Source organism: Kribbella qitaiheensis (assembly GCF_042657745.1).
GTDB lineage: Bacteria > Actinomycetota > Actinomycetes > Propionibacteriales > Kribbellaceae > Kribbella > Kribbella qitaiheensis.
This window is the reverse complement of sequence record NZ_JBHSKE010000021.1, coordinates 107057-122395: the sequence shown is the minus strand read 5'-3', so window position 1 is coordinate 122395 and position 15339 is coordinate 107057. Positions and strand designations below refer to the sequence as shown.

Annotated in this window: 17 protein-coding genes; 9 read left to right on the top strand and 8 right to left on the bottom strand. The window is 68.8% G+C overall.

Annotated features, from left to right (window positions below):
* Positions 1-57: 57 nt before the first annotated feature.
* Positions 58-2172, bottom strand: a complete 2115-nt coding sequence (malQ, locus tag ACFPJ1_RS17595; RefSeq protein WP_380105089.1) for a 4-alpha-glucanotransferase — start codon at positions 2170-2172, stop codon at positions 58-60.
* 199 nt (positions 2173-2371) lie between these two features.
* On the opposite strand from malQ, the gene ACFPJ1_RS17590 reads away from it, so the two are divergent.
* Positions 2372-3862, top strand: coding sequence for a glycerophosphodiester phosphodiesterase (locus tag ACFPJ1_RS17590; protein ID WP_380105087.1), 1491 nt, complete (start codon positions 2372-2374; stop codon positions 3860-3862).
* Here the strand turns inward: ACFPJ1_RS17590 and ACFPJ1_RS17585 are convergent.
* Entirely contained in the window at positions 3859-4854 is a 996-nt protein-coding gene (locus ACFPJ1_RS17585; RefSeq protein WP_380105085.1) for a hypothetical protein, read from the bottom strand. The two genes, ACFPJ1_RS17590 and ACFPJ1_RS17585, sit on opposite strands and share 4 nt — an antisense overlap.
* A 79-nt stretch (positions 4855-4933) precedes the next feature.
* Here ACFPJ1_RS17585 and ACFPJ1_RS17580 point away from each other — a divergent pair, with 79 nt between their 5' ends.
* A complete protein-coding gene (locus tag ACFPJ1_RS17580) occupies positions 4934-5779 on the top strand; it encodes a mechanosensitive ion channel family protein (RefSeq protein WP_380105084.1) in 846 nt (281 codons plus the stop codon).
* Positions 5780-5874: 95 nt separating this feature from the next.
* On the opposite strand, the gene ACFPJ1_RS17575 is transcribed toward ACFPJ1_RS17580, so the two are convergent.
* From ACFPJ1_RS17575 to ACFPJ1_RS17560, 4 genes are read right to left on the bottom strand one after another with little or no spacing between them, the layout of a single operon-like run.
* A complete protein-coding gene (locus ACFPJ1_RS17575) occupies positions 5875-6306 on the bottom strand; it encodes an OsmC family peroxiredoxin (RefSeq protein WP_132297577.1) in 432 nt (143 codons plus the stop codon).
* A gap of 21 nt (positions 6307-6327) precedes the next feature.
* The gene (locus ACFPJ1_RS17570; RefSeq protein ID WP_380105081.1) at positions 6328-6747 is read right to left on the bottom strand and encodes a globin; all 420 of its coding nucleotides are present in this window, start codon (positions 6745-6747) and stop codon (positions 6328-6330) included.
* Between the two features lie 13 nt (positions 6748-6760).
* Positions 6761-7183, bottom strand: coding sequence for an acyl-CoA thioesterase (locus ACFPJ1_RS17565; RefSeq protein WP_380105079.1), 423 nt, complete (start codon positions 7181-7183; stop codon positions 6761-6763).
* Entirely contained in the window at positions 7180-7551 is a 372-nt protein-coding gene (locus tag ACFPJ1_RS17560) for an acyl-CoA thioesterase (protein ID WP_380105077.1), read from the bottom strand. Before ACFPJ1_RS17560 ends, ACFPJ1_RS17565 begins: the two co-directional genes overlap by 4 nt.
* Before the next feature lie 222 nt (positions 7552-7773).
* Between ACFPJ1_RS17560 and fabG the strand changes: the two genes are divergently transcribed.
* Together fabG and ACFPJ1_RS17550 are read left to right on the top strand one after the other, a co-directional pair.
* On the top strand, positions 7774-8532 hold the full coding sequence (gene fabG / locus ACFPJ1_RS17555; RefSeq protein WP_380105075.1) for a 3-oxoacyl-ACP reductase FabG: 759 nt from the start codon (positions 7774-7776) through the stop codon (positions 8530-8532).
* 21 nt (positions 8533-8553) lie between these two features.
* Entirely contained in the window at positions 8554-9009 is a 456-nt protein-coding gene (locus ACFPJ1_RS17550) for a MaoC family dehydratase (RefSeq protein ID WP_380105073.1), read from the top strand.
* Positions 9010-9080: 71 nt separating this feature from the next.
* Here ACFPJ1_RS17550 and ACFPJ1_RS17545 read toward each other — a convergent pair whose 3' ends face one another.
* Both ACFPJ1_RS17545 and ACFPJ1_RS17540 read right to left on the bottom strand, forming a co-directional pair.
* Positions 9081-9968: a GNAT family N-acetyltransferase gene (locus ACFPJ1_RS17545; protein ID WP_380105071.1), complete on the bottom strand. Its 888-nt coding sequence runs from the start codon at positions 9966-9968 to the stop codon at positions 9081-9083.
* A gap of 84 nt (positions 9969-10052) precedes the next feature.
* On the bottom strand, positions 10053-10943 hold the full coding sequence (locus ACFPJ1_RS17540) for a GNAT family N-acetyltransferase (protein ID WP_380105069.1): 891 nt from the start codon (positions 10941-10943) through the stop codon (positions 10053-10055).
* Between the two features lie 163 nt (positions 10944-11106).
* On the opposite strand from ACFPJ1_RS17540, the gene ACFPJ1_RS17535 reads away from it, so the two are divergent.
* The 5 genes from ACFPJ1_RS17535 to ACFPJ1_RS17515 are packed head-to-tail and all read left to right on the top strand — an operon-like array spanning position 11107 to position 15325.
* The gene (locus ACFPJ1_RS17535) at positions 11107-12006 is read left to right on the top strand and encodes an ABC transporter ATP-binding protein (RefSeq protein WP_380105067.1); all 900 of its coding nucleotides are present in this window, start codon (positions 11107-11109) and stop codon (positions 12004-12006) included.
* On the top strand, positions 11999-12883 hold the full coding sequence (locus ACFPJ1_RS17530; protein ID WP_380105065.1) for an ABC transporter permease: 885 nt from the start codon (positions 11999-12001) through the stop codon (positions 12881-12883). Before ACFPJ1_RS17535 ends, ACFPJ1_RS17530 begins: the two co-directional genes overlap by 8 nt.
* Positions 12880-13794, top strand: coding sequence for an ABC transporter ATP-binding protein (locus ACFPJ1_RS17525; RefSeq protein WP_380105063.1), 915 nt, complete (start codon positions 12880-12882; stop codon positions 13792-13794). Before ACFPJ1_RS17530 ends, ACFPJ1_RS17525 begins: the two co-directional genes overlap by 4 nt.
* Positions 13794-14510: an ABC transporter permease gene (locus ACFPJ1_RS17520; protein ID WP_380105061.1), complete on the top strand. Its 717-nt coding sequence runs from the start codon at positions 13794-13796 to the stop codon at positions 14508-14510. Before ACFPJ1_RS17525 ends, ACFPJ1_RS17520 begins: the two co-directional genes overlap by 1 nt.
* A 50-nt stretch (positions 14511-14560) precedes the next feature.
* On the top strand, positions 14561-15325 hold the full coding sequence (locus ACFPJ1_RS17515) for a hypothetical protein (RefSeq protein ID WP_380105059.1): 765 nt from the start codon (positions 14561-14563) through the stop codon (positions 15323-15325).
* Positions 15326-15339: the final 14 nt, after the last annotated feature.

The window sequence follows — 15339 nt, the reverse complement described above, 5'->3', positions numbered from 1 at the left end:
AGATAACAACCGTTCAAATCTATTGTCAACGGTTCGTGAGCACTCGCTTACACAAAGCTAGCTCGACAAGCTCCCGATCAAGCGTCGGAGCCGCTGGTTGTTGGGCAGGTCCTCGATCAGCACCCCACCGTCCGGCCCGCCCAGCGGGATCCGCCAGTTCGGGTACTCGTCGGTCGTTCCCGGCTGGTTCTGCGTCCGCCGCTCTCCCACGGCATCGGTCAGGGAGACGCCGACCAACTTGGCCGGGGTGTGGGCCACATACCGATGCAGGGCTTCGACGATGCGCTCGACGTCCCCGTCCGCGTTGCCAAGCAGGTGCCGCTCGCGCAGTGCGTTGAGCCACGAGTCCCGCTCGGCCTCGTCCACGGCCAGTTCCTCAGCCACCGGCCGGGTCAGCAGTCCGAGCCGGTCTCGGAGCTCCACGTGATCCCCAGCCAGATAGCCCGCGGTCGGCGGCAGGTCATGCGTGGTCACCGTGGCCAGACAAAGCTCACGCCACCGCTCGGGCGGCAGCGGATTCCCGTCCGCGTCCCGCTCGAACCACAGCACCGAAGTACCCAGTACGCCGCGCTCGGTCAGGTAGTCCCGCACCCACGGCTCGACCGTGCCGAGGTCCTCCCCCACCACAACCACGCCGGCCCGGGACGCCTCGAGCACGAGGATCCCGATCAGCGCCTCGTGGTCGTACCGCACGTACGTGCCCTCGGTCGGCCGCTCGGGCGAGGTGACCCACCAGAGCCGGAACAACCCGAGGATGTGGTCGATCCGCAGGCCACCGCCGTGCCGGATCACCGCGCGGACCAGGTCCCGCCACGGCGCATAGCCGGTAGCAGCCAGAGCATCCGGGCGCCAAGGCGGCTGCGACCAGTCCTGGCCCTGCTGGTTGAACGCGTCCGGCGGAGCACCCACGTGGATGCCGGCGGCCAGCACCCGCTGCAGAGCCCACGCATCCGCGCCGTCAGGGTGTACGCCGACCGCGAGGTCGTGCACGATCCCGAGCGACATCCCGGCCGACTTGGCCCGCGCCTGGGTCCGGGCGAGCTGCTCGTCGAGCTGCCACTGCAGCCAGCAGTGGAACTCCACCGCGTCCGGGTTTTCATTGCGGAAGGCAACGACATCCGGCGCGGCCGGGTCCTGCAGCTCCTCCGGCCACTTGCTCCACTCCGGCCCGTGCAGGTCCGAGATCGCGGCCCAGGTGGCGAAGTCGATCAGCCCCTGCCCCTCGCGGTCGCAGTACGCGCCGTACTCCGCGATCCGTCCGATCGACGGGCGGACGCCGAAGAGCAGTTGCAGGGCTTCGCGCTTGGCGGCCCAGACGCCGTCCCGGTCGAGCGCGGTCGCGTCCTCGTTCAGCACGCGGGTCTGCAGGCCGAGGGCCCGGACCCGGTCGCGCTCGGCGGGCGCGAGGTCGCCGTACTCGTCGATGTCCTCGATCCGCAGGTACAGCGGGTTCGCGAACCGGCGGGAGGCCGGCAGGTACGGCGACGGCTCCATCCGCCCGGCGGTCTCCGCGGCGTGCAGCGGGTTCACCAGCACGAAGCCGGCGCCGAGGTCGTTCGCGGACCAGGCGGCCAGATCGGCGAGGTCGTGCAGGTCCCCGATCCCCCACGACCTGCGGGAGCGCACGGAGTACAGCTGGAGGACCCAGCCCCAGGTCCGGTGCAGCTTCTGCGGTTCGAGCCGCTGCGGGGTGACGATCAGCGTGCTGACCGAGATCTCCGGGTTGCTGCCGATCCGTGCGCACAGCCGGTGGTAGCCGAGCGGCAGGTCCCCGGGCAGCTGGAAGGTCGCCTCGCCGATCTGTACGCCGTCCACCCACTCGGGCTCGACCCAGTGGTCCTGCTGCGGGATGTCGCGGCGCTGGCCACCGTCCTCCAGGTCGACCCACACCTCGGCCGTGGAACCGTGTGGCAGGTGTACGGCGAACCACGGCGTCCAGCCCTCGCGCATCACCACAGTGGCGGGCAACGTACGCCGCCAGCGCGCCAGCTGGTACTCCGCCAGCGCATCGGCGGCTCGCTCGGGAGTGGAGGCGTCGACACCGAGCGCAGCCAGTACGGCGGAGACGACCTCGCTGGAGACCAGTACGTGTTTCCCCTGCCAGTCCCAGTACTCGGTCGCCACTCCATGCGCGACGGCAAGCTCTACAAGGGCCGGAGTGGGAGCAGTCACGCGTGCGAGTCTGCCGTATCCCGGGCCGAGCCACCGAACGGCGCGCGCCGTACACCCACAACCCGTCACCGCGCGGAGGCATCCAAGCACACCCAGTCCCTTCAAAAGCCCGAACGCGAAGCGCGGCTGCCGTCCGATGGACGGGAGCCTTTACCCTTCGGTGAGCGAAGGGGCAGTCGCGCCAGCAGAGGGGGTATGGATGGAGAGGCCGCACGGGATCACCAGGCGCACCACCCTGGGGTGGCTCGGCGCACTCGCAGTGGGCTCGGCCGCCGCCAGCGGCTGCGAGGGCCCGTCCGCGAAGAGCACCTCGGCGACCGGCGACTACAACCTCACGCACTGGGTCGCGGACCGCGGCGACAGCTACCTCGTCGGCCACCGTGGCGCCGGCGACGTGTTCCCCGAGCACAGCATGGAGTCGTACCAGGCGGCGGTCGCCTGGGGTGCGCAGGCGATGGAGATCAGCGTCGGCATCACCTCCGACAACGTGCTCGTCTGCCTGCACGACCTCACCCTCGACCGGACCACCACCCTGACCGGCAACCTGCGCACCACGACGTACGACGCCGTACGGGACGGGTGGCTCGACATCCCCCGGCTCGGCCCGGCCTGGCAGAACAAAGCGAAGGTGCCCCTGTTCGAGGACGTACTGCGAACCTTCGGCGGCCGGGTGATCCTCTGCGTCGAGGCCAAGGACGACCGGGCGCACGGGCCGATGATGTCGATGATCGCCAAGTACGGGCTCGAGACGTCGGTGATGCTGAAGACCTACTTCAAGAGCAAGCGGATCACCGAGGCCAAGGGCGCCGGGCTGGGCGTGTTCGCCTACTTCACCACGCCGACCGAGATGACGGTCGACGCGATCCGGACGGTGGCGAGCAAGTTGTCGCCGGGCACCGACGCCATCGTGGTGCCGAACTCCGGCCCGGGCGGGTACCTCGCGCCCGAACTCGCCGATGCCGCCATGGCCACAGGCCTACCGGTCTGGCCGTATCCCCTGCACAGGCGCGCGGACGTGACCCACTACAAGGCGCTCGGCATGCCCGGCGCGGTCACCTCGAACATCGGCTACCTGCTCGGCAAGACCAAGGTCGACGTCACCGACCAATGGGCCACCGGCGCTGTCGTGCCCGGCGAGCTCACCCGCGATCCGTACGACGACCGGTTCGCGGTCGGGTGGGGCAAGGACGGCACCATCCTCCTCGGCGCCCAGAAGACACAGCACTTCCTCACCCTCGGCAACCTCGGCCCGATCACCGCGCCGAGCTACTCGGTGGAGTTTCAGGCGTCCTACGCCACCTTGCCGGCGGACCCGACCGCCAACCTCACCCTGGCCTTCGGTCATCAGGACGACGCGTACTACGAGCACCACCTCGGCACCGGCAACGGCTACCACGCGATCCTGCAGGCCGACGGGGAACTCGGCCTGTACGCGCACCGCAAGGGCAAGGCCGCAGGGATCAGGCTGGCCACCACGAAGACCGCCGCGCCGTTCCGGGGCGAATGGCTGTCCTTACGGCTCGAGGTCACGCCCACCCACCTCACTTGGACCCGGCTGGACCAGTCCGCCAAGGTCCCGCCCAAAGTGATCGTCATCGACAGGGCGTACCGCGGCGGCTACCTGCACATCGGCCGAGGCTCCACCGACGGCGTCCTGGCCCTGCGCGGCCTCAAGGTGTCGACCCTCTAGCCAGGAACCCGTCGTTGGCGGCGGCTCAGCAGCAGTACTGCGACCAGCAGCACCGCGCTCGCCACCACGAGCCCGATCGCCACCCCGGCCATGTTGTCGGTCAACTGGTAGAGCGCGGTCGGCCAGATGACCAGCAGGATGGAGCACCCGACCACCGCGTACGCCGAGGCGTGGCGGCGGCCGTACGCGACGAGCAGCGCCGCGGGTCCCGCGGTGCCGACGACAAGGGCCATCACCTCACCGCGGTCCTGGATCAGCCAGCAGATCGAGGAACTGAACATCGCGGCGCCCGCGAGGGACCAAGCGGTCACCTGATCCCGGACCAGGCCGAGGATCGCCATCACGAACGCCACCAGGATGAACCCGGTGCCGGCGATGCCGGCCGCGTTGGTGGTCGTCTGACCGGCAGGCGTGAGCAGATCCGCGGTGATCACCAGGACGCCGACCGCGAGGATCCCGAACGTTGCCACTAGCAACGATGAGCCGCCGAGCCACCAGACTCCCAGCGCGGCGATGGCCAGCGCCACGGCTACTCCGACGACACGACCCGTCACGCCCTCGACCGCGACGTACACGGCGAAACCGGCGACGCAGCAGCCGAGCGAGGCCAGCGCGGAGCTGAGTTGTTCACCCCTGCGTAGCAACGCGAGGACCACAGCGACACCGAGCAGGATGACGGCGGCGCTGGTTCCGGTGCTGATCCGGGCCGCTCGGCCCATCTCGCCCCAGTTCGCGACCGTGAGAAGGGCCACAGCGCCGAGCAGCAAGGCACCACCGATGTAGCCGAGCACCTCGGTCAAGGCCGACGAGTGCGTCGCGGTGGGTGGCTGCCGTGAGGTCCTGGGGGTGGTCAGCTCGGAAAACCCTTGCGTGGAGGCGGGAGCGGAGTCGAAGTCCGCAGCAGCGGCGGATCGCAGCGCGTCGGCCTGGTACTGACGCAGCACACCCGCGCTCACCAGCCTCGTCAGCTCGTCATCGAGCCGGCTCGGCATGACCGTTTCTCCTCCTCGCGCTTTCCGGGGTCTGGGGATGCGGCGATCCTGGCGGTGATCACTACAGTAGGGCGGCGAGATGCCTATTCTGCTCAGTTACCCCGTGTCCCTGCTCAGTCACCCCCTGCTTTCCGTGCCCCAGAGCTTCCCGACGTTCATCCGCAGAGGGAACGACGGCAAGCTCGAAGTGACCGACCAGATCATCACGGTCCCGGCCCGGATCCTCGGTCTGATCGTCGCCTTCTTCGTGCTCCGCTGGGTCCTGCACAAGGCCATCCGCCGGTTCGCCCGGCCGCCCGGCAACGGCGCTGTCGCCGGGGTGCTGGCCAAGTCCAAGCGCGGTCAGGAATTCGTCGAGCAGACCCTGCTCAGCGAACGCCGGACCCAGCGGGCGGAGACCATCGCGTCATTGCTCTGCAGCACCGTCACGATCGTGCTGACCGCGATACTGGTGGTGATGGTGATGGCCGAGCTCGGCTTCAACATCGTGCCGGTCGTCGCGTCCGCGAGCATCATCGGCGTGGTCCTCGGCTTCGGCGCCCAGACGCTGGTGAAGGACTTCCTGGCCGGCGTCTTCATGATCTTCGAGGACCAGTACGGCGTCGGCGACCTGATCGACATGGAGAAGGCCACCGGCGTGGTCGAGGCGGTCGGCCTGCGCGTCACCCGGCTGCGCGGCGAGGACGGCACCACCTGGTACGTCCGCAACGGCGAGGTGCTCCGGGTCGGCAACCTGACCACCCGCGACCCCGACGCGCCCACCACCACGTCCACCGGCGTCGGCAGCGCCGCCGAGGCAGCCGACAACCCGCCCCACCTGGAGCAGCAGCCCACCGAATCGCGCGAGACCCGCCCGGTGGACGCCAACAGCACTGCCGCGCCGCCGCCCAGCGCAGGCTCCCGAGGCCACGAACCAGACGCCTGACCCGTGCAGCCAGGTCACTCACCCCCAGACACGACGACGCCGGCCTCGCTCCGCGATGGAGTGGGGCCGGCGCCGGTTCGCAGTACGGCGGAACGTCAGGCGGTGAAGGTGACGTCCAGGGTGATCGTGGTGCCGGTCAGCGCCTGGGAGACCGGGCAGTTCTTCTTGGCCTCCTCGGCGAACTGGGCGAACTCGTCCGCGGTCAGGCCGGCGACCTTGCCGTTCACCGACAACACGATGCCGGTGATGCCCTCACCCGGCTGGAAGGTCACGTCGGCGGTGGTGTCGATCGACTCCGGCGCGTGGCCGGCGCCGGCCAGCGCGTGCGCCAGCGCCATCGAGAAGCAGGTCGAGTGCGCGGCGGCGATCAGCTCCTCCGGGCTGGTCTTGCCCCCGGCCTTGTCCTGGGACCGGGCGGCCCAGGTCACGTCGAAGGTGCCGAGGCCCGACGACTCGAGGTTGACCTGACCGGCCCCCTCCAGCAGCGAACCTTCCCAGTGGGCCTTGGCGGTGCGGGTAGCGGCCATGCTCGTTGTCTCTCCTAAGGCTCAGTTGCCGGACACGTCGATCGCGCCCGGGTACTGCGGTTCGTCGGTGTTCACCATGCTGTGTGCCGCCATCACCATGTACGTCCAGATCTCCTGGTCACGGTCCGGCTCCAGCTTGATCTCGTCGAGGGCGGCTCGCATGTGTCCCAGCCAGCGGTCCCGTGCGCTCGGGGTGACAGCGAACGGGTTGTGCCGCATCCGCAGCCGGGGGTGCCCGCGCTGCTCGGAATAGGTCCGCGGCCCGCCCCAGTACTGCACCAGGAACATCCGGAAGCGCTCCTCGGCCGGGCCGAGGTCCTCCTCCGGGTACAGCGCGCGCAACTCCGGGTCGGCGGCGACACCGCGGTAGAACGCGGCCACCAATCGGTGGAAGGTGTCGGCTCCCCCGACGGCGTCGTAGAAACTCTGTGGCTCGCTCATCGCTCCCAGTGTCTCAACCCGCCGAAACGTGCCGACCGAGGGCTGCCCGCTCGGTCTCGCCCAGCGGCCGCTTGACCTGCGTCTCGCCGTCCACCGCGACGATCACCGAGACCGCCTTGGCGTAGACGATCTCGGCCTCCCCGCCCCGGTCGACGATCCGCGAGCCCAGCGTGTACGACGTGGTACCGATCGCCTCGACCCACACGTCCACGTCGTACGGCGGGTGCCGGAGCAGGATGGGGCGCAGGTAGTCGACGGTCTGGCTGACCAGCACACACGGGTACTCCGTGAAGTAGTCGCCCGCGCCGGTGCCGACCACCTCGGCCAGGAACAGGATCCGGGCCTCCTGCAGGTAGTCGAAGTAGCGGACGTTGTTCACGTGGTCGTAGGAGTCGATGTCCGACCAGCGGACGAGGACCGGATGGGTGAAGCTCATGAGCCCACCAGCTTCGACAGGGCCTCGCGCTCCACCGGGGAGATCCGGCGCAACCGGTTCGCGGCGAAGTCGAACGGGACCAGCCGGGTCCGCGCCTCGACGTACGTCCGGCGCGGTTCGGCGTCGAGGATCTCGTAGTCGACGGTGAACGAGGCGGCCTTGATCTCGCTGATCCACAGCTCGATCCGGACCGGCTCGGCCCGGAAGACCAGCGGGGCGCGGTACTGCACCTCGTGCCGGGCCACCAGCAGTCCCGTCTCCAGGTCGTCGGCGCCGAGTTCCTTGGCGGTGCGGAAAAGGAAGTCCACCCGGGCGTCCTGCAGATAGTCGACATACCGGCCGTTGTTCACATGGCCGAGCGCGTCCATGTCGCCCCAGCGGAGCGGACAGTGATAGACGTGTCGGTTGTGGGGCTCGCTGTGATCATCGTTGTGATCATGCACACGGCGATCATCGCATCCGTGCCACAGCGTGTCCGACGAGGCGTGGGTAGTCTGCATCCCGGACGCGTCCGCCGGGCGCGGTGGTAGGACTTGCCCTGCAGCAGTGGGTTAAAGGCAGTGGACCGAGGCAGCGAAGGAGTTCGGCGGATGAGCGAGCAGCAGAGGGTGGCGATCGTCACCGGGGCAGCCCGGGGGATCGGCGCCGCCGTGGCGCAGCGGCTCGCCGCCGACGGCAACGCGGTCGCGGTACTGGACCTGGACGAGGCGGCCTGCGCCGGCACCGTCGAGGCGATCACCTCCGCGGGTGGCAAGGCCGTCGCGGTCGGGTGTGACGTGAGCAAGTCCGACCAGGTCACCGCCGCCGTGGAGCGGGTCGTGGCCGAGCTAGGCGCGCCGACGATCCTGGTGAACAACGCGGGCGTGCTGCGCGACAACCTGCTGTTCAAGATGACCGAGGACGACTGGGACACCGTGATGTCGGTGCACCTGCGCGGCAGCTTCCTCATGTCGAAGGCCTGCCAGGCGCACATGGTCGAGGCGGCGTACGGGCGGATGGTCTTCCTCTCCTCCACCTCGGCGCTCGGCAACCGCGGCCAGGCCAACTACGCCTCCGCCAAGGCCGGTCTGCAGGGTCTCGCGAAGACCCTGGCGATCGAGCTGGGCAAGTTCGGCGTCACCGCGAACGCGATCGCGCCGGGCTTCATCGAGACCGACATGACAGCGGCCACCGCGGCCCGGGTCGGCGTCGACTTCGAGGAGTTCAAGAAGGCCACCGCGGCCACCATCCCGGTGAACCGGACCGGCAAGCCCGAGGACATCGCCGCCGCCGCGTCGTTCTTCTGCAGCGAGGAGGCCGGCTTCGTCTCCGGCCAGGTCCTGTACGTCGCCGGCGGCCCCCGCAACTGAGCTAGGAGCTGAGAGACCGACATGGCGCAAACCTTCACCGGGGTCGACGAGGTCGTCCACGCGGTCGGCACCCAACTCGGCGAGACCGAGTGGCTCGAGATCACCCAGGACCAGGTGAACCAGTTCGCCGAGGCGACCGGTGACCACCAGTGGATCCACGTCGACGTCGCCCGCGCCGCCAAGGGCCCGTACGGCGGGACGATCGCGCACGGCTACCTCACCCTGAGCCTGATCGCCCGCTTCGGCGAGGAACTCTTCTCGATCAAGGGCGTCACCGCCAAGCTGAACTACGGCGTCAACAAGGTCCGCTTCCCCGCCCCGGTCCCGGTCGGCTCCCGAGTCCGAGCCAGCGCCTCCATCGCCGGCGCCCAGGAAACCCCCGCCGGCGTCCAGGTCTCCCTCCAATGGGTCATAGAACTGGAAAACTCCACCAAACCCGCCTGCGTAGCCGAAACCGTAGTACTCCTAGTCCGCTGACCTCGTCCGCTGACGTCCCTTGCGTCCGAAGAACTGCGGAGACGTCTCGCCACTTCTTCGGACGTAACGGGTCAGAGTGGGCAGACGAGGACCGAGTGGGTGGTGGTGCGGTGGTAGCCCAGCCACTCGTTGACGGCGATCATCGGCTCGTTGCCGTCGTAGTTCGCGGTGTAGGCACCGACCACCCCGGCGTCGGCCGCTCGATGCAGCGCCGCGCACTTGACCAGCTTCGCCAGCCCACGACCCCGGTACTCCGGCATCGTCGCGGTCATCTGCGACCAGATCTTGTGGTGATCCCCGTTCCCTAGCGTGAACCCGATCACCCGATCCCCGTGCAGCGCCGCGACACTCAGGTCGAGCACCATCTCCGGCGCCTTCCACACCGCGGCCAGCCAGTCGTCGTACGGCCGGCTGGTGATCTTCGCGTCGCCCGGTTTGGTGCGCTGGGCAACTTCATCGGCCTCGTAGACACCCCGCGGATCCACCTCGGCCAGCGGCATCAACCGCACCGCCGACGGCACCTCCGGCATCGCGGGAGCCAGCCGCGGCTCGATCCCCGCGTAGTACACCTGCCGGGTCTGCACATAACCCCAGCGTGATGCCCAGTCCACCGACTTCGGATCCGCGAACACCCGCACACTCTGCGCGCCCGCGTTCTTCAGCCGCGCGTGTGTCGCCTCCAGCAACTCGGTCCCGGCGCCATGCCCCCGGTGCTCCGGATGCACCAGCACCCGCAGTTGCGCGCTGACCGGATCGGATCCCGCGATCAGCGCGGCGGAACTCCACCCGATCACCTCGCCGTCCTGCACAGCGGCCAGGCTGACCCGCGCCCGCGATCCGCCGGCCAGGCTGATGCTGGAGCGCACTCCCCCAACTGTGCACACCAGATACGGCTCGACGAGTTCATAGAGTGCGACGGCGGATTCCGCATCCGCGACGACGGCGGGCCTGATCTCCATCCCCACTCCTTCCACCCGAGTTCTGTGGAAGATAACGCGGCCCCGGGGGCGATCAGGGGGAAGAAGGTAAAAAAGTTACGTAGTTCAGAGGGTTCGCAACAGTCCGGTCTGGGTCTGCACCCGGCGGTAACCGAGCCAGTTGTTCACGGCAAGCATCGGACCGTTCTCGTCGTCGTTGGAAGTGAATGCGCCGACGATCCCTGCGTCGGCGCAACGCCGCAGCGCTTCCCATTTGGCGAGCTTCGCGAGCCCTCGGCCGCGGTACGCCGGGATCGATCCGGTCATCGCCGACCAGGCCCGGTCGCCGTCGGTCTCGATCGCCGAGAACGCGGCCACCTCGTCGCCGGCCATCGCCGCCACGCCCAGGGACTTGTCCAGTGCCGGCGACTCCCACACCTCGCGGACCCAGTCGTCGTAGTCGATCGCGTCGGCCGGCGAGTCGCTCGGCTCGTCCAGCGTCGCCACCGCGTCGGCGGTGTAGGCCTGCCGCGCATCAAGGGTGTCCATCGTGACCAGTTCGATCCCATCGGGGGCCGGCGGCCGCTCCGGCAACACCCGCGGATCGACGCCGGAGTAGTGCATCTGCCGCGTCCCGTCGTACCCGAACCGCTTCGCGAACTCCACCCCGCCCGGCTCGGCCAACGTCCGCACCCGTACTGCGCCGATCTCGGCGAGGTGGTCGTGCAACGGCTTCGCCAGCGCGTCCGCGATCCCCTGTCGCCGGTGCTCCGGGTGCACGTAGATCGAGATGCCGGCCTGGCCTTCCTCGCTCGTCCAGGTGTTCAGCCCAGTCGCTCCCCAGGCCACCAACTCACCGCCGGAGATCGCCACCAGCCCGAGGAACTTCTCGGCCGGCGAGTGCACCTCGATCAGGTGACGAGTACTCGCCGGGGACATCACGGAGTACGAGAAAGTCGCGCGCCGCAGCGCGGACACCGCCTCGGCGTCGTCCGGTACCGCGGGCCTGATCTCCATGACGTGGACGATAACGAGCCCCCGCAACCACCCGCCAGGCATTTACCGCCAGGCACCCGCGCACGCCGCGTTTCGCGGTACCGGCGGCAGTTGGGACGTGATCGCAACAGCCGAGGGGTGCCTGTGATTCTGCCCAGACACCCTCGGGCCTTAGGGTTGGCCGGTGCCCGTGATCGCGACCGCATCGTTGACCAAGCGATACCCGCGTGTGACGGCCCTGGACGAGCTGACCGTCGAGGTGGGGTCCGGCGTGACCGGACTGGTCGGAGCCAATGGCGCCGGCAAGTCGACCCTGCTGAAGATCCTGCTCGGACTGATCGCCCCGACCGCCGGAAGTGCCATCGTGCTGGGACACGACGTGGTCACCGGCGGCGAGGCGGTCCGCGCGCTCGTCGGCTACATGCCCGAGCACGACTGCCTGCCGCCCGACGTGTCGGCGACCGAGTTCGTCGTACACCTCGGCCAGATGTCCGGCCTGCCCGCCACCGCCGCCCGTGAACGCGCCGCCGACGTACTGCGGCACGTCGGGCTGGACGAGGCTCGCTACCGCCCGATGGGTGGTTACTCCACCGGCATGAAGCAGCGGGTGAAGCTGGCGCAGGCGCTCACCCACGACCCCAAGCTCGTACTGCTCGACGAGCCCACCAACGGCCTCGACCCGGCCGGGCGGGACGAAATGCTCACGCTGGTCCGGCGGATCGGCACCGAGTTCGGCATCCCCGTGCTGATCACCTCGCACCTGCTCGGCGAGCTCGAGCACGTCTGCGACCACATCGTCGTGCTGGACGGCGGCCGGTTGCTCCGGTCGGAGTCGAAGGCGGCCCTGACCGGCGAGACCGGAGTACTGGCTGTCGAGGTCCGCGACCTCAGCGGGCGCGACCGGCTCGGTGCGGCGCTGGAACGGGCCGGCGCGAGAGCGAGGGCCGAAGGGCCGCTGGTGCTGGTGGAGATCAGCGGCGAGGAGACGTACGACATCGTCCGCGACACGGTCGCCGAGCTGGGCCTAGGCCTGGTCCGGGTCGAACAGCACCGGCACCGGCTGGAAGAGGTCTTCAGTGTCTGACCGCACGGGCGTCATCCACGACATCGGCTACCGGCACTACGACGGACCACGGCTCGGCCGGTGGGCGATCACGCAGGCCCTGATGGTCAGCAGCCTCCGGCACGCCTACGGACTCGGCCGGTCAGGCAAGTCCAAGGTGATGCCGATCTTCCTGCTCGCGGTGATGGTGGTGCCGGCGGCGATCGTGGTCGGCATAGAGAACGGCCTGCAGTTCGACAAGCCGCCGGTCGAGCCGGTCGACTACATCTACCTGCTGCAGCCCGTGATCGCGTTGTATCTCGCCTCTCAGGCTCCCCAGCTGTTCTCGCGCGACCTCCGCTACCGCTCGATCGTGCTGTACCTGGCCCGGCCACCCCGCCGCACCGACTACGCGCTGGCGAAGCTGACCGCTCTGGTCGCCGCCCAGATGATCCTGATCTGCATCCCCCTCGTCGTCCTGTACGCCGGGGCGTTGCTGGCCAAGTACAACTTCCTGCAGATGAGCAAGCAGTTCGTGGCCGGGCTGGCCGGGGCGTTGCTGCTGTCGATCCTGCTCGCCGCGATCGGTGGTCTGATCGCGGCGGCCACCCCGCGCCGGGGATTCGCCGTCGCCGCGATCATCGCCGTACTGATCGTGTCCTTCACTGCGGCGACCACGACGATGGCGATCGTGGACCAGAAGGGCGACATGTCGAGCACGGCCGCGCGGTACGCGAGTCTGGTGTCGCCGTTCAATCTCACCGAGGCCCTGCAGACGTGGTTCCTGCGCAACAACCGCGACGGCAGCTGGATGCCGACCACCCAGCAGGGGCTGGTGTTCACCGCGGTCTACGTGCTGCTCGTCGCAGCCTGCGTCTGGGGCGTCAACGCGCGGTACGCGAAGGTGGCCCGCGGATGAGCGTGATCCGGATCGAGAAGGTCTCCCGCTGGTACGGCAACGTGGTGGCGATCAACGACGTCACCATGACGATCGGCCCGGGCGTCACCGGTCTGCTCGGCCCGAACGGCGCGGGCAAGTCGACGCTGATCACGATGATGGCGGGATTCCTGCCACCCTCGACCGGCACGGTCACGCTGGACGGCGCCGAGGTGTGGCGCAACGAGGGCGCATACCGGCACATCGGCCTGGTCCCCGAGACCGAGGCCGTCTACGACACCTTGACCGGCTCGCAGTTCGTGGTCGCGAACGCGCAGCTCCAGGGTTTGCCGAATCCCGGTGCCGCCGCGGCCGAGGCGATCACCACCGTCGCCATGGAGGATGCGGCCGGGCGGCGCATCTCGACGTACTCGAAGGGCATGAAGCAGCGGATCAAGATGGCGGCCGCGCTGGTGCACGAACCGTCGGTGCTGCTGCTCGACGAGCCGTTCAACGGGATGGACCCGCGGCAGCGGCTGCACCTGATGGACCTGCTCCGCAAGATGGGCGCGGACGGGCGCACGGTGCTGTTCAGCTCGCACATCCTGGAGGAGGTGCAGCAGGTCGCGACCCACATCGAGGTCGTCGTGTCCGGCCGGCACGCGGCCTCGGGTGACTACCGTGCCATCCGCACGCTGATGACGGACCGCCCGGTGCTCTACCGGCTGCGCTCGTCTGACAACCGCCGGCTGGCCTCCGCCCTGATCGCCGACCCCTGTACGTCGGGCGCCGACCTGGACGAATCGTCTCTGCAGGTGCAGGTGCTCGACTTCGAGCGCTTCAGCCGGCTGGTTCCCACGCTGGCGCGGGAGCTGGGTATCCGGCTGCTCGAGGTCGCGCCGACGGACGAGTCCCTCGAGAGCGTCTTCTCCTATCTCGTCGGGAGGCGCTGATGGTCGCCACGATCGCCCGGCTCACGCTGGCCACGCTCTTCGGCCACCGGCGCGGGTTGCTGCTGTTCATTCTGCCCGCGGTGCTGCTCGCGCTCTGCGTGCTGCTCGCTCTGACGGTGGACGACACCGCCGACTTCAGTGCCGCGTTGCTCCAGCAGTTCGGGCTCGCGGTGATCCTGCCGCTGGTCGCCCTGATCGCGGCCACCGGCGCGATCTCGACAGAGATCGACGACGGCTCGATCGTCTACCTGCTGGCCAAGCCGATCAAGCGCTACACGATCATCCTCACCAAGGCAGGCGTCGCTCTCTGCGTCATCTTCGCCCTCGGCGCGATCCCGATGACGCTGGCCGGCATCATCCTCGATCCGTCCGACCTCCGGACGGCCCTTGCCTTCGGCATCGGCGCCCTGGTCGCCGGCATCGCCTACACCGCGATCTTCACCGCCATCTCGGTGATCTCCGCCAACGCGGTCACCATCGGTCTGCTCTACTCGTTGCTCTGGGAAAGCGTCATGGGACAGTACGTGGACGGCGCCAAGGCTCTTTCGGTCCAGCAGTGGTCCCTCGCGGTCATCCAGAAGCTCTCCGACGCTCCCCACATCGAGTCCGCGGTCAAACTTCCGATCGCTGTGATCCTCCTGGTAGCAGTCACCGTTGTCGGCCTGACTTTGGCCATCACCCGCCTCCGCTCGCTGGTGCTGTCCACCTCCGAATAACCTCCACCAGCGTCTTGCTGGGGTTGGCCGGCAGTGCGCATGCTGGCGTGGTGGGCAACTGGCGGCAGACCAGTGTGCGGGCGCTCGCCGTCTTCTATGCGCTGGTATGGCTTCTGCCGGGCTTTGCCATCATCGACCTGACCGTCACGTGGAGTTCGTCCTGGCCGGTGATGCTGGAGGCTGGTTGGGGCCTCATGTTCGGCGCCTTGATCGCCGCGCCTCTGATTGCCCTCGTCCATACCCCTTTCAACACCGCCGCGATCGTCCAGTTGACCGTCGTCTGCCTCGTGATCGCCCTGGCGGCGGCTGTGTCGCTGGCCTGGCAGGCGGCAGTTCTCGACGGTGTCCTGGCCGTGCAGATCCTCTCCATCGTCCTGATCGCTTCTCCTCGCGCTTGGCGCGGCCTCGGACCTTCACGTCTCTCAGTACCGCTGGCCGTGCTCGCGCTCGTCAGCATCGGCCCCTGGGTCGCCTATGCCTTCGAGATGTTCGCCGCGGATCGCGAGAATCGCCCGGATGGCGACTACACCAACGGCGTGGACCACTACTCCATCCAGGGCGCGCTGGCGCTGGCCCTGGTCGCCCTGACCGCGTTGGCGGCGTGGTGGCCGCATCGGTTCCTGCTCGCCGCGATCGGAGTGGCGGTGTCCGGGATGTATCTGGGCATCGTCTCGGCGGCGCACCAGGGCACCCCGGGCGGCTTCAGCACGACCTGGTCCTGGGCGGCCGTGCTCTGGGGAGCCGCGGTTGGCGCCTCTGCGTTCCTGACCAGATACCAACAGCCATCAGCAGCAGGTCTCCGCTCCTTCGATTGACAGCACACTGTCAA